Origin of the sequence: Clostridioides sp. ES-S-0048-02, assembly GCF_020658495.1 — a bacterium.
GTDB lineage: Bacteria > Bacillota > Clostridia > Peptostreptococcales > Peptostreptococcaceae > Clostridioides.
Window position 1 is genome coordinate 68,939 of sequence record NZ_JACVWH010000005.1, and the last position, 15,217, is coordinate 84,155.

11 protein-coding genes are annotated in these 15,217 nt (G+C 29.1%); 3 read left to right on the forward strand and 8 right to left on the reverse strand.

What is annotated here, in order from left to right; all coding sequences use genetic code 11:
• Positions 1 to 4: 4 nt before the first annotated feature.
• The 4 genes from sigF to IC173_RS08625 all read right to left on the reverse strand — a co-directional run bounded on the left by sigF (position 5) and on the right by IC173_RS08625 (position 3,746).
• Positions 5 to 769, reverse strand: coding sequence for an RNA polymerase sporulation sigma factor SigF (gene sigF / locus IC173_RS08610; protein ID WP_227433403.1), 765 nt, complete (start codon positions 767 to 769; stop codon positions 5 to 7).
• Between the two features lie 22 nt (positions 770 to 791).
• Positions 792 to 1,220 carry an anti-sigma F factor gene (gene spoIIAB, locus IC173_RS08615; protein ID WP_227433404.1) on the reverse strand — a complete coding sequence of 143 codons (429 nt, stop codon included), beginning with the start codon at positions 1,218 to 1,220 and terminating at the stop codon, positions 792 to 794.
• A 13-nt stretch (positions 1,221 to 1,233) separates the two neighbouring features.
• On the reverse strand, positions 1,234 to 1,569 hold the full coding sequence (spoIIAA, locus tag IC173_RS08620) for an anti-sigma F factor antagonist (RefSeq protein ID WP_227433405.1): 336 nt from the start codon (positions 1,567 to 1,569) through the stop codon (positions 1,234 to 1,236).
• An 86-nt stretch (positions 1,570 to 1,655) separates the two neighbouring features.
• Positions 1,656 to 3,746 (reverse strand): molybdopterin-dependent oxidoreductase, encoded by a 2,091-nt coding sequence (locus IC173_RS08625; RefSeq protein ID WP_227482988.1) that lies wholly within the window; start codon positions 3,744 to 3,746, stop codon positions 1,656 to 1,658.
• A gap of 178 nt (positions 3,747 to 3,924) precedes the next feature.
• On the opposite strand from IC173_RS08625, the gene IC173_RS08630 reads away from it, so the two are divergent.
• A complete protein-coding gene (locus tag IC173_RS08630; RefSeq protein WP_413926627.1) occupies positions 3,925 to 4,110 on the forward strand; it encodes a DUF6506 family protein in 186 nt (61 codons plus the stop codon).
• A gap of 314 nt (positions 4,111 to 4,424) precedes the next feature.
• Here the strand turns inward: IC173_RS08630 and IC173_RS08635 are convergent, their stop codons facing one another.
• Both IC173_RS08635 and IC173_RS08640 read right to left on the reverse strand, forming a co-directional pair.
• Positions 4,425 to 6,038: a DEAD/DEAH box helicase gene (locus tag IC173_RS08635; RefSeq protein ID WP_227433407.1), complete on the reverse strand. Its 1,614-nt coding sequence runs from the start codon at positions 6,036 to 6,038 to the stop codon at positions 4,425 to 4,427.
• A 90-nt stretch (positions 6,039 to 6,128) separates the two neighbouring features.
• Positions 6,129 to 7,124: a calcium/sodium antiporter gene (locus IC173_RS08640; RefSeq protein ID WP_227482989.1), complete on the reverse strand. Its 996-nt coding sequence runs from the start codon at positions 7,122 to 7,124 to the stop codon at positions 6,129 to 6,131.
• A 360-nt stretch (positions 7,125 to 7,484) separates the two neighbouring features.
• On the opposite strand from IC173_RS08640, the gene pflB reads away from it, so the two are divergent.
• Positions 7,485 to 9,716 carry a formate C-acetyltransferase gene (gene pflB, locus IC173_RS08645; RefSeq protein WP_227433409.1) on the forward strand — a complete coding sequence of 744 codons (2,232 nt, stop codon included), beginning with the start codon at positions 7,485 to 7,487 and terminating at the stop codon, positions 9,714 to 9,716.
• Positions 9,717 to 9,875: 159 nt separating this feature from the next.
• Positions 9,876 to 10,610: a pyruvate formate-lyase-activating protein gene (gene pflA / locus IC173_RS08650; protein WP_227433410.1), complete on the forward strand. Its 735-nt coding sequence runs from the start codon at positions 9,876 to 9,878 to the stop codon at positions 10,608 to 10,610.
• Positions 10,611 to 10,712: 102 nt separating this feature from the next.
• Here the strand turns inward: pflA and IC173_RS08655 are convergent, their stop codons facing one another.
• Together IC173_RS08655 and IC173_RS08660 are read right to left on the reverse strand one after the other, a co-directional pair.
• On the reverse strand, positions 10,713 to 12,383 hold the full coding sequence (locus tag IC173_RS08655; protein ID WP_227834729.1) for a GGDEF and EAL domain-containing protein: 1,671 nt from the start codon (positions 12,381 to 12,383) through the stop codon (positions 10,713 to 10,715).
• Between the two features lie 127 nt (positions 12,384 to 12,510).
• Positions 12,511 to 15,126, reverse strand: coding sequence for a cell wall-binding repeat-containing protein (locus IC173_RS08660; protein WP_227433412.1), 2,616 nt, complete (start codon positions 15,124 to 15,126; stop codon positions 12,511 to 12,513).
• Positions 15,127 to 15,217: the final 91 nt, after the last annotated feature.

Consider the following 15,217-nt stretch of genomic DNA (forward strand, 5'->3'; position numbering starts at 1 on the left):
ATTATCATGATATATATTCTTTTAACTTAGATAATACTTTTTTCTCTATTCTTGATACTTGAACCTGTGATATATTGAGCATTTCTCCTATTTCACTTTGAGTCATATCTTCAAAATATCTGAGAACTATTATTTGACGTTCTCTCTTATCCAGTCTTCCAAGTATATCCTTTAATAATATATTATCTACAACTTTTTCTTCCTCACTTTCTCCTTTCATGCTTATCTTATCAATAAGGCATATTGGAGAACCTTCTTCTTCATGAATAACACCTTGCAAATACTCTACATTAAAATTAGCTTCCATAGCCATTACTAAATCTTCTTTTTCTACATCTAATGCTTGAGCTATTTCTTCTATACTTGGTTCTCTGCCTAGCTTTTTAGTTAAAGCTTCACTTTCCATCTTGGCCTTTACAGCTATTTGCTTCAATGACCTTGATACTTTTATCATACCATCATCTCTTAAGTATCTCTTTATTTCACCTAGAATCATTGGTACTGCATAAGTAGAGAATTTAACATTAAATTTAGGGTCAAATTTATATATTGATTTTATTAAACCTATAGAACCTAATTGAAATAAATCTTCTCTATCATACCCTATATTTAAAAATCTAGATACAACGCTCCTAACTAGACCTAAATTACTTGATATTAATATTTCTTTTGCCTCTTCATCTCCATTTTGAACTTTATCAATAAGTTCTAGAGTCTCTTCATGACTAAGAAGAGGTTTTTTTTCTTCTCTGGCAACAGTTACTTCCATAATAAAACCTCACTTTTGGACTTTATTTAGGCAAATTTATTTTTTTAGTCATTTCAATTCTAGTGCCATTATCTTTTCTAGAACTTACCTCTACATCGTCCATAAAGCTTTTCATAACTGTGAATCCCATTCCTGATCTATCAAGTTCTGGTTTTGATGTATAAAGTGGTTCCATTGCCTTCTCCACATTTTCTATTCCATACCCTTCATCTTCAACTACGATTTTTATAGTATTTCCCTCTATCTCACATTTCAAAAAAACAAACTTAGAACTGTCTTCTTCATATCCATGTATTATAGCATTTGTAACAGCCTCAGAGACAGCAGTCTTTATATCAACTAATTCATCTACTGTTGGGTCTAATTTTGCTGCAAATGATGCTACTATAACTCTTGCTAAACTTTCATTTTCTGATAGTGCCGAAAATTTAACTTCCATAATATTATTCATCACATACTCCTCCCTACAAAGAACTTAGAGCTTCTTCATACGTATCATAAATGCCAATAATTTTATTTAACCCAGATAAATCAAAAATTTTCTTAACTCGTGAACTTATATTAATTACTGAAACTCGTCCCCCTTCATTAGAAATTTTTTTATATCTACCTATGATGACACCTATACCTGAAGAATCCATAAAATTAATATTTCCAAAATCAAATACAACATTTTTTACTTGATTAACACTTAATAAGTTATCTATTTCTTCCCTTATTTCATTAGCTACATGGTGGTCTAGTTCTGAGCACATAAATTCTATGTATAGATTCTTATGTTCTAAGGAATATTTTACCATCAAAATCCCTCCTTCAATAGTTTTGTAAAAATAGTAACTTTTAATCAATTCTATAATCGCATTTCTATTCCTTCAATGAAATTTAACTAGTTTTGTCGTATTATTTCTACCATCGTTTCATTATATGTTACTTGACCACCAATATCCGATATACCAGTATCTGTTAAACTATTAGGATTGCCATGTTTCTTCCACCATCCAACATACATTTTTACTATATAATCACTTACTCCACTATCTATATTTATCTGTACATCTATTTTTGTTTTTTTTGACTTTAAAGTTACAATATCCTTATTGTTAACACCTATTTTTCTAGCCATAATTTGATTTATATACGCTTGAGCTATAGATGTCTTATCCATAAAGTGTTGACTAAACAAAGTATCTGCATGGTGATTAGTTAGCAGTCTAAAAATATTTTTCCTATTTTCATCTTCAAAGTTTCTAGTTTTATTACTTATATACACTGGAATTGGACTAATTCCTAAATCTCTTATCCTTTCTGAATAAAGTTCATATTTTCCAGATGGAGTTTCGAACTTCTTATCTTCCCAAGCAATAGGATTATGTATAGTAAAATAACTATTTTTAAGTTTCTCTATATCTAGACTTTTCTCAAAACGTTTAAGCGGCTCAATTACTTTTTCTAAGTATTCTTTTTTTGTTACAAAAGGATAACCTTCTAGTTTCATCTTTTTAGCTAACTCCATAAAAAAATAATACTCATCCATCAATTCATGCTTTGGTGTTACTGCTCTTTCATTGTATGTTATATATGGATTGGTCATTGAACTATAAATTATATCTTCACTTTCAAGCGTATTTGTACAAGGTATAAATAAGTCACATAAAGTAGCTGTGTCAGTCATAAACATATCAAAGCATACTTTAAATTCAATCTTTGAAAAAACTCTTTCTAACTCTACTAAATCTGGCAATTGATTTAACATATTACTTTTAGTTATTACTGCCATCTTTATAGGAATATTTCCTTTTAGTGATTTACTTGACATCTTATCAAACTTGTTCAATGTATTATTTGGTTTCTCTAATGTATTATTAACTTCATCTGATATACTGTCTTTTAAGGATTCTTCTATAAACTTGCTAATATTACTTACATAAAACTCCCTATCTTCGCCATATGATTGGCTATTATAAGGGTCAGCATCTATCACATTTGGATAAACCTTATTAGCATAATTCACTCCACCACCACTAAATCCTATTTGACCTGTTATAGCTCCTAATGCATCTATCGCTCTTATTGTATTTCCTCCATTTTTATACTTTTGAAGACCATAACCTACATTTATACTTGAATATTTATTAGCATATAAATCAACTAATGCACTTATATCCTTTTCTTTAACACCACATTCATTACATAAAAAGTTTAAATCTAATGAATCCAAATATTTTTTATATTCCTCAAAACCAACAACATACGAATTTATATATTCTTCGTTCTGCAGGTTATCTTCTATTATAATTTTTGCCATAGCTATAGCTAATGCTCCATCTGTTCCAGGGTTTACTTGTATGTACTTATCTGCCATTTGAGCAGTCTTTGTATATATAGGGTCAATGACTACTATTTTTATCCCTTTTTCTTTGGCTTTTTTAATTATTTGCATAGTATGAATGGTAGTATATGCTGGATTTTTTCCCCATATAAATATACTCTTGCTGTTTAGCATATCTTCTATAGCATGTCCCTTAGCTACTCCAAAGTCATACTTTTGGGCATGCATTCCTGCACTCCAACATGGGCCACCCTTATGCCTACTAACTCCTCCATAAAAATTAAAAAATACATCTCCTATATATTTTAATATAGACCCACTTCCATATTGGTCATAGTGCATAATAGACTTTGATGTATAATGTTCTTTATAAAATAGGAGTTTATCTGCCATTATCTCTAATGCTTCATCAAAAGAAATCTTTTTCCATAGACCATCTACCTTTAACATTGGAGTCTCTATCCTATCTTTATGATTTAATCTATCTAAATGAGCAAACCCCTTTTTACATATAAATCCTTTTGTATAAGGATGATTTCTATCTCCTTCAATTTTTATCACATTATTTCCTTTAGTATAAACATTAAATTTACAACAATCATGGCAATCTAGTGTACATCCATGACTTAATTTCTTTATTGTATCCATAAAATATCTTTATCTCCTTATAAAAGTTACATATTCACTATATTTTCATTAAATTTCATATACTTAAAATACTCTGTTTAAGACATAAGTATATTTTATCAAAATAAATTTAAAAATACCTTATAAATATGATATTCATATAAAATTACTTTTAAGCAAATTAAATTGAGAAAGTACTATGCTATCATTAGAATTACAAGAAAATGAGGAAAAAGGATATACAGCTATTGAGCTATGTGCTGGTTTCGGCAATGAGGGTATTTATAGAATTAAAAAGGCTGTTGGACCTAAGGTTGCTGTGGGTGCAGTTAAATTTGATTTTCATCCAGCCTTTGGCTTTAAGAGTGGCGATGAAATATTCTAGTAAGTGGTGTTTTTCTCTATACATGTGCCTATCATAAAGTGATAAATCAATCTCTTACTTCCATTATCAAATGAAAATCATATATTAATTTTTATTTGATTATTTATTTTCTAATATATTTTTTATACTTATGTAAATAAAGCACAAACAAAATTTAAAATGTCTTTAATAATACTATTATATAAAACAATAAAAGCCTTATGTTGTTGACTCTTACAGATTATTTATCATCTGTTTTGAAAACACATTAGGCTTTTTAAATATTCAATATACTATTTTATATATCTTTCGATTATATTTTTATATACTATATATTATTTTTTCTTTTTATTGGCTTTTTCTATATTAATTTTGTTACCTTTTATCTTAATATCTTTCATTTTTTCAATTACTGTTTTTGCATCTTTTTTAGGTATTTCAACAAAAGTATACTTATCATATATATCTATAGTTCCTACCATTTTACCTGGTATTCCAACTTCTCCAGCTATAGCACCAACGATATCTTTAGCTTGTATTCTTTGATTTCTACCAATATTGATAAACAATCTAATCATACCATCTTTAGCTCCAGTAGCACCTTTTCTATCTCCACGTTCTCTTCTAGGTTTTTCTTCTATTATTTCTTCTTTCATTTCTTCCCCTAGAGATAACTTAACAAGTGCAGCAGCAATATCAACCATTGCATAATCTTCATCATTACAGAAACTTTCTAACCATTGTAATTGTTTAGTTAAATGACCTTCTTCTATAGTTTGTTTAACTTGTGCAAAGAAAGAGCCTACTTTTTTCTCTTCAACATCAGTTATTGTTGGTATATTATGCTTGATTAATTTAGATTTAGTATATCTTTCTATATCTTTCATCTTTCTCATTTCTTTTCCAAATACAAAAGTAAATGACATACCTTCTCTACCAGCACGACCAGTTCTACCAATTCTATGAACATAATACTCTTCATCTTGTGGTAAATCATAGTTAAATACACATTCAACATCATCAACATCTATACCTCTAGCCGCAACATCAGTAGCAACAAGTATATCTATTGTACCATTTCTAAACTTATCCATTACTATATCTCTTTGTGTTTGTTTTAAGTCACCATGTAATGCATCTGCAAAATATCCTCTTGCTTGTAAATCTCCTACTAACTCATCTGCTTTTCTTTTAGTATTACAGAAAACAACAGATAATTTAGGGTCATACACATCAACTAATCTACATAATACTTCCAATTTATTTGATGATCTAGTTTCTATATAATATTGTTTTGTATTTGAAACTGTAAGTTCTTTTCTAACAACTTTTATATGTTCTGGGTCTTTTTGATATCTCTTAGTTAAATCTAAAATTCCTCTTGGCATAGTTGCTGAAAAGAAAGTTGTTTGTCTTTCTTCAGGAATCTTACTTAAAATCATTTCTATGTCTTCTCTAAATCCCATATCTAGCATTTCATCTGCTTCATCTAGTATAATCATTTTTACATTATCCATCTTTAATGTTTTACGATTAATATGGTCTATTGTACGTCCAGGTGTACCTATTACAACTTGCACACCACTCTTTAGCGATTTTATTTGTCTATCTATTGGTTGACCACCATATATAGGTAATGTCTTTATTCCGTGCGAGTATTTAGCTAGTTTTCTTATTTCTGTAGATACTTGTATTGCAAGCTCTCTTGTTGGGCAAAGTACTACAGCTTGTAAACTTCTATTATTTGGGTCTATTGTTTCTAGTATAGGTATACTAAAAGCTGCTGTTTTCCCCGTACCAGTTTGTGCTTGTCCTATAACGTCTTTACCTGACAAAATTGCAGGTATAGACTGTGCTTGTATAGGAGATGGCTCTTCAAACCCCATTTCAGCTATAGCTTTTTTTATTCCCTCACTTATTGGTAAATCTTCAAACTTTGTTATATTCATATATTATTCCTCTCCGTTATCAATTAATCTTAACCTATCCATTATATACTTTTTTAGGATATTCTGCAATTAATATTTTTAACAGTATGATTAAATAATATACATAAAATACAAAATTGATATATATATAAAATATGTAAATAACATTAATACACCTTGTAGTCTACTAAGTCTATTTGATTTAAGAGTTGGTACTATTACTAATAACAATAATAATATCATGAATGGTATATCAAGTTTTCTATTTTGAGATAATATTGGTATGTCATTTGGTATTGCTGATACAGCTATTACTGATACTATGTTCAATATATTTGCACCTAGAATATTTCCTACAGATATTTCATGATGATTTTTTCTTATGGCAGTAATTGAAGACACTATCTCTGGTAAAGAAGTTCCAAGTGCTATTATAGTCAAACTCACTATACCTTGAGGTATATTAAGAAAACTAGCTATTCTTACACCACTCTCTATAAGAATTTGAGAACCTATTATCATCATTATTAAGCCTGTAGCAAAAAGTATTAGTATTTTTATAATTTCTGCTATAGAAAAACCTCTGTACTGTTTACTCTTCTTTATAGGTATTTCTTTAATAGTATCTTTTTGAATACCTCTATTTTTAGTATTCGATTTTCCTACAACACTCTTATAGTTATTAACCATATAAAAAATCAATATTATTATAAGTAATAATGAATCTCCTCTTGTTATAACTCCATCTAACCCCAATAAAATTAAAACTATAACAGATACTATTAATAGTAAAGACTTAGAAAAAAACATTTTTTTATCTACATTAAATGGACTTAGAAAAACAACTAAACCTAATGCTAACCCTGTATTACATATTATAGAACCAATTGCATTTCCTAAACTCATTGTAGTATGACCATCAATAGAAGCAAGTAATGACACTGTAAATTCAGGCAATGTTGTTGCAAAACTAACAATAGTTGCTCCAAGTATAATTTCTGAAATATTCGTTTTTCTACCTATCTCTACAGTACAATTTATAAAGATATCTGCGCCTTTAGTAATTAATAGGAAACCTACTAAAAATAATATCACTGTGATAAACAATATATCACCTCCCCCTATTAAATAAATATTCAAGTTATCAAGATGTATGCTTTTTCTTTTTTGTACTGAGATTTATTTATTTCTAATTTATAATTTTTTCAAATATTACCTTATTATTTTAGATATTTATTTGTTTCATTTTATTAATATATGGGTATAATTTCATCACATTACTAACATATAATTTGTTTTATACTTTAAAACGACATTTTTTTATTTTTCTTGTATACAGAATACGCATAATATGTTATTATTATATTAGAAAATATATTTTTAAAAAAATATATAAAACAAATTAAGTATATAAAAATTAATTTTAACAACATTATTTATCATTTAAATCTAAGGAGGAAATACTTAATGAATGCATGGCAAGGATTTAAAACAGGAAGATGGACTAAAGAAGTAAATGTCAGAGAGTTTATACAATTAAACTATTCTCCATATGAAGGAAATGACTCTTTCTTAGCTGGTGCTACTGAAAACACTAAAAAACTATGGGACAAAGCAATGGTCTTATTTAAAAAAGAAAGAGAAAATGGTGGTACTTTAGATGTAGATACAAAAACTATTTCTGGAATAGCTGCATATGCTCCAGGATATTTAGATAAAGTATTAGAAACAATAGTTGGATTACAAACGGATGCCCCTTTAAAAAGAGCGGTTATGCCATATGGTGGTATAAAAATGGTTGAAAATTCATGTGATGCTTTTGGATATGAATTAGACCCTGAAATAAAAGAAATATTTACTAAATATAGAAAAACACATAACCAAGGAGTCTTTGATGCATATACTCCAGAAATGAGAGCTGCTAGAAAATCTGGTATAATAACAGGTCTTCCAGATGCTTATGGTAGAGGTAGAATAATAGGTGACTATAGAAGAGTTGCTTTATATGGTGTTGATGCCTTAATAGAAGATAAAATTGAACAAAAGAAATCGTTAGAAGTTTCTTGCATGGATGAAGAAGTTATAAGACTAAGAGAAGAAATAACTGAACAAATATCAGCTTTAAATGAACTTAAAAAGATGGCTGAATCTTATGGCTTTGATATATCAAAACCAGCAACTAACTCAAAAGAAGCTGTACAATGGTTATACTTTGGTTATTTAGCTGCTGTTAAAGACCAAAATGGTGCTGCAATGTCTTTAGGTAGAACGTCTACTTTCCTAGATATATACTTTGAAAGAGATTTAAAAGCTGGAACAGTGACAGAAGAAGAATTACAAGAATATATGGACCATTTTGTTATGAAATTAAGAATGGTTAAATTCTTAAGAACTCCTGATTACAACAATTTATTCTCTGGAGACCCAACTTGGGTAACTGAGTGTATAGGAGGTATGGGAGTAGATGGTAGAACATTAGTTACTAAAAACTCATTTAGAATGTTAAATACTCTATATACATTAGGACCATCACCAGAACCAAACTTAACAGTTTTATGGTCAACTAGATTACCTCAAGGATTCAAAGATTTCTGTTCTAAGGTATCTATAGATACAAGTTCAGTTCAATATGAAAATGATGATTTAATGAGACCATACTGGGGAGACGATTACGGTATAGCTTGTTGTGTATCTGCAATGAAAATAGGTAAACAAATGCAGTTCTTCGGAGCTAGAGTTAACTTAGCAAAAACTTTATTATATGCTATAAATGGTGGTATTGATGAAAAATCTGGTGCTCAAGTTGGACCAAGATTTGAGCCTATAACTTCTGAGTATTTAGACTTTGATGAAGTTATGAGTAAATTTGAACCATTTACTGATTGGTTAGCAAACTTATATGTAAATACTTTAAATGTAATACATTATATGCATGATAAATACTCTTATGAAGCATTAGAGATGGCATTACATGATAGAGATATATTTAGAACTATGGCTTGTGGTATGGCTGGATTATCAGTTTGTGCGGATTCATTATCTGCTATAAAACATGCTAAAGTTAAGACTATCAGAAATGAACAAGGAATAGCTGTTGATTTCGAAATAGAAGGAGATTATCCAAAATACGGAAACAACGATGATAGAGTTGATAGTATAGCTGTAGAACTAGTTGAAAGCTTCATGAATAAGATAAGAAAAAATAAAACTTATAGAAATTCTTATCCTACTCAATCTATACTTACAATAACTTCAAATGTTGTTTATGGTAAGAAAACTGGTAATACACCAGATGGTAGAAGAGCTGGTGCTCCATTTGCTCCTGGTGCAAACCCAATGCATGGTAGAGATACTAATGGTGCTTTAGCTTCATTATCTTCAGTTGCTAAATTACCATATGAGCATGCTCAAGATGGTATATCTAATACTTTCTCTATAGTACCTGGTGCTTTAGGAAAAGATATGGATGAAAGAATAAATAATCTTTCTGCAATGATGGATGGTTACTTCGCTCAAAATGCTCATCACTTAAATGTTAATGTATTTGATAGAGCTACTTTAGAAGATGCTATGGAACATCCAGAAGAATATCCACAATTAACTATAAGAGTTTCTGGATATGCAGTTAACTTCATAAAATTAACTAAAGAACAACAATTAGATGTTATAAACAGAACATTCCACGGTAAAATGGCTTAGTCTTTAAATTTTTATACTTTAGCTAAGATTACTACTGTGTAGAAAATAAAAATAAATGGCTATCTTATACTTGAATTATTTCTGGTATAAGATGGCCTTTTTTAGAGAAATATTATAACTATTAATAAAGTTATCAAAATATATTGTGAGGTGAACTCTATGATTAAGGGAAAAGTACACTCTATAGAAACATTTGGTACTGTAGATGGTCCAGGAATAAGATACATACTATTCTTTCAAGGATGTCCTCTTAGATGCAAATACTGTCATAATAGAGATACATGGGATACCAAATCTGGAAAAGAATATACAGTTGATGAAATAATAACTGATGCTCTTAAGTATACTTCTTTTATGAAGTTTTCTGGTGGAGGTATTACTGCTTCTGGTGGCGAGTCTACTCTTCAACCAGAGTTTTTAAGTGAGCTATTTAAAAAAGCTAAAGAAAATAACATACACACTTGTCTAGATACATCTGGATTTGTAGATATAGAAACTATAGACTCAGTTTTAGATAATACTGACTTAGTTTTGCTTGATTTAAAACATATGGTTGAAGAAAAATCTATTGATTTGACTGGTGTGGGTATGGATAAAGCTTTAAAACTTGCTAAACACTTAGAATCAAGAAATATTCCAGTATGGATAAGACATGTTTTAGTTCCTGGAATTACTGATGATATAGACAACTTAGAAAAATTAGGTAAATTCGTTGCTACATTAAAAAATGTAGAGAGATTCGAATTACTGCCATATCATTCTATGGGAATACACAAATGGGAAAATCTAGGTATTGATTATGAATTAAAAGATGTTCCTGATGCTACCAAAGAAGATATTAAAAAAGCTAGTGAAATAATCTCTAAGTTTGGAGCAAAAGTGTATAATAGCTAATACTACTTGAGATTAATAGTTATCACAATAAAATAAGGTAAAATATAAGATTTAAAAAACCTTATATTTTACCTTATTTTTAGTATACTTTATCTACACTCATCAATTTGATAATTGAAGTCTATAAAACTCAGATGCACTTACAGGTCTACCAAATAAAAAACCTTGAATAATATCTACACCTAAACTCTTCACTATATTGTATTCTTCATAGGACTCAATACCTTCAACACAAACTTTTAAGTTGATAATATGAGCTAATTTAATAATATATTCTAGGAAGGTATGTTCATAACTATTATATGTAATATTCTTAACAAAACTTCTTTCAATCTTTATTATATTAACAGATAACTCTTTAAGATAATTTAAAGATGAATATCCAGTACCAAAATCATCAATTGCAATATGTACTCCAATACTTTTTAAACTAATAAACTTATCATTCAATAAATTTATATCTGGTACCCAACAATTCTCTGTTAATTCTAAAATTAAAAATTCAGGTTTTAATTGATATTCTATCAAACATTCTATTATAAAATCTCTAAAAAAATCTTCCTTTAGTTGAATATATGATACATTTACAGATATCTTGAAATCTGGATTTACTTTATGCCATTCTTTACACTGTTTTACAGCCTTTTTTATAATCCACTTTCCTACTGGTATAATTAGATTACTTTGTTCTAGTATTGGTATAAATTCAACAGGAGATACTTCTCCATAAGTATTTGAATGCCATCTCAAAAGTGCCTCTGCCCCTATGACATTTTTGTTAAATGCATCTACCTGTGGCTGGAAAAATAATTCAAGGTCATTAAAATCATTTTCAACACACTCTCTCAACTTCTGTTGCATTGAAATTACTTTTAACTTATTTTCATAGAGTTCTTTTGAAAAAAACTTCATTCTATTTTTACCACCAATTTTTGCGATATCTAACGCAATATCAGCATGTTTAAATAAGTCCAAATAATTATCTCCATCTTCTGGATACATAGCAACCCCCGCAGTTATTGTACAATAATATTTATTTGATTCGATTTCATGCTGAGTATTTGTATACAATTGTATTTTTTCATATAAATTTTCTATAGTTTCTTTATTGCACATAGGGTAAAAAAATGCAAATTCGTCTCCATCTAATCTGTACAATCTAACATCCTTAGGTAAATATTCTAAAACTTCTGTAGCAATTGCACGCAAAACCTTGTCACCATAAGAGTGTCCATATTTCTCATTTATATTTTTAAAATTATCAATATCCATGATAAACATAGCTCCACTTGTATAGATTTTCTCTTTTGTAATACAATTCATTCTGTATTCAAATTGTTCTCTATTCCATGTCCCTGTGATAGAATCAAATTTATTCTTTTCGCCTATATTCTTTATCCTACCAACCATAATTATAGTTTTTTTATCATCTGATACATAAGCTTTACCTCTACAAGAAACCCATACTATCTCTTCATACTTGTTTATTAATCTATACTCTAAATTGTGTTCATCCTTTTCTCCATTTAGCAAGACTTGTATATCGTCTTTCCACACTTGAACATCATCTGGATAAATAATTTTGCTCCAACAATCGACTAAATCATATTCTATATCTTTACTTAGATTAAATTCATCAAAAACGGTTGAGGATATTTTAAAATTATTCTTATTTATATCCCAAAAAAAAATATAATCTTCTGTATTTTGAGATAAAAGTTCAAAGAAAATTTCTACCTGATTTAAATCTAAAGAGTTTAGTTCTTCTCTCATCTTTTCCCCCTACAATATAAGTAATATAGTAAGATTATAACCCTACTTATAATAAAAATAAAAGTAGGGTTATAATTTATTACTATTGGTGTAGTTTAATCAACAAAATATTCTTATTTAGATTATACTATTTTACTAATTTTTTTATCTCATTAAATGCATCTTCATTTCCATTTCCTCCTACCTTAGTTATCTTATCAAATTTCTTACTTTTAACTAAAGTTTTTTGAGACTCATCAAGTGATTTTGCTACAATCATTACTGGCGATTTATTTTTACCTGCTAAAACACCTACTGTTAAAGCATCTATTAAATCATTTTCTCTTAACATCCCATTTTTTGTTACATAAAGATTTCTTAGTTCTTTATCCTTATAAAACTCTTCTATTACTTTTGAATTTGTTTTATTTCTATCTTCTCCACCTATTCTCTTTGGATTTGGAAATTGTTTTTCTATAGATTTTGGCAAAGAAGTTTCTCCTCCTATAATATAAGATTTTGATATTTCTTCTTCATCTATAAATTTTTTAATAGATATCATCTCATTTTTTACATTTGTAAGAATTATTGGAGTTTTATTTTGTGCTGAAATACCACCAACACTTATTGCATCTGCTAATCCATCGTGTCCATTGACTACAGATACTTTTTCTACATCTACTATTTTATCTATTTCTTTAGCAAGTTTTAGAGAAGTTGAATATCTATCCACTCCACCTATTCTTACAATAGTAAACCCTTTTAATTTTAATTCTTTTTCTAAATCGGAACTTAATGTATTTTCTCCACCTATTATATAAATATTTTTTGCTTTTAATCTTTTTATCTCTGCTTCTGTATTTGTATTTAATTTATTTTTTTCAGTTAATAAAATAGGTGCATTTTTAGTAGATGAAAATGGAGTTGCTGATAGGGCATCTGGTATTGATGTACTATTTACTAGTATCACATTTTCAGCTGATTCAAAACCTCTTTTACTTATTTTTATAGCAGTTTCATATCTATCATCACCTGTCAAATTTTCTTCTGATGGGCTAGTTGTATTAGTAGATGAGCCTCCACTACTTCCACCACTACTTCCTCCACTATTTCCACCTGAATTATCATCTCCACCTGAATTATCAGATATCTTTTCCCATTGAGCATAAAGTGTTATATTATCATCAACATTAATTATCTCACTTCCATCACCTTTATATGGAGTTCCACTACCATCTGGTTTTGTATTCCATCCAATAAATTTGTATCCTTCTTTTGTAAGATTTCCTGTATTCGCTTTTACACTTGTATTTGCATTTCCATCATGCAGTTCATCTTCAGGTACATCTCCTTGTCCACCATTATTTTCATATTTAACTCTGTATTTATCTGTCCAAAATGCATAAAGGGTTGTATTTATATCCTTTATGTTAAACTTTTCTCCTGATTTATATCTACTGCCTGTATCATCTGCTTTTGTACTCCAATAAAAATTTCCTCCTCTACCAGAGGGTGCTACTAAACCATTATCACCAAGTACAGTAACTTCATCTCCTTTTCCATATACATTATTATCTATTGGAGCTGTACCTGTACTTCCATTTTTATCATATGTTATTCTACATTCCTCTTTCCATTGTGCAAATAAAGTTGTATTTTTCGTAAGGTTAAATTTATCACCATCTCTGTATGAAGTCCCTTCACCATTATTTTTTGTATTCCATCCCATAAATATTGATCCAACTTTAGATGGTATCTGGCTTGTAACAGTTACTTCAGCGCCTTTTTTATGTTTTTCTTCTGATATACTTCCTGCTCCTCCATTTAAGTTATAATCTAATTTATATCCCCATTGTGCATATATTGTATCTCCTGAGATATCTGGCGGAATAGGGTCTCCTTCTTTAAAAGATGTACCACTTCCATCTTCTTCTGTATTCCACCCTATGAATTCTTCATCACCATTGATAAGTCCACCTGACCCTGGGAATTTGTCAGCCTCTCCTGGTTTTGGCAAATCTGGAAGTGCACCTGTTCCTCCATTACCATCCAGTTGCAAATCATATTCCCATTGTGCATAAAGGTCTATGTTAAAATTGTCATAATTTTTTAATAATACCTCAAAACTTGAGCCTAAATTATAAGATTTTCCTGTGCCATCAGCTTTTGTATTCCACTTTGTAAGTTTATAATTTGTTTTTTTAAGGTTACCTTCATTTTCTTTAATTTGCAAATTATCATTCTGATGATACTTATTTGAATCTGATGGAACATTACCTGAAGTATTTCCATTTCCGTTATATCTTACTTGTAAAAAGTCTGGAATCCAAATGGCGTAAAGTGTTATATCTCTGTCTATACCTACTGCTACTATATTTTCTCCACCTGCATATGGTTGAGTACCACTTGCCAAATGGTCCCTTGAGACACTCCAAGCATCAGTATGATAGTTTCCTCTTGTAAGGTTACTACTTAGTGCTAAATAAGAATCAAAATCATCAAGGTCATATACTTTTGGACCTGTTATTACTGGTCCAGGAATAAACGCTCCTCCACTAAGTATAGCTTCATTTATCGTTCCTCCAGTAGCCCCATTACCATCATAAGTTATTGTAATATTATTAACTCTCCTTAAGTTTTTATCTTGAATCTGCTTATTAAATATCTTATTTAAATCATACTCAGCAAAAACATTTGAATAATTTAAAGGAATTATAGCAAATGTAAGTATACATATAGTTAATTTTTTTAACTTTTGATTCATCAAAACCCTCCTTATTTGTTTAAAAAATAATTTTATTTTTTCATTTTGTAAAATAAAGAAATACTGATAAAATCTATATCAGAATTTCTTA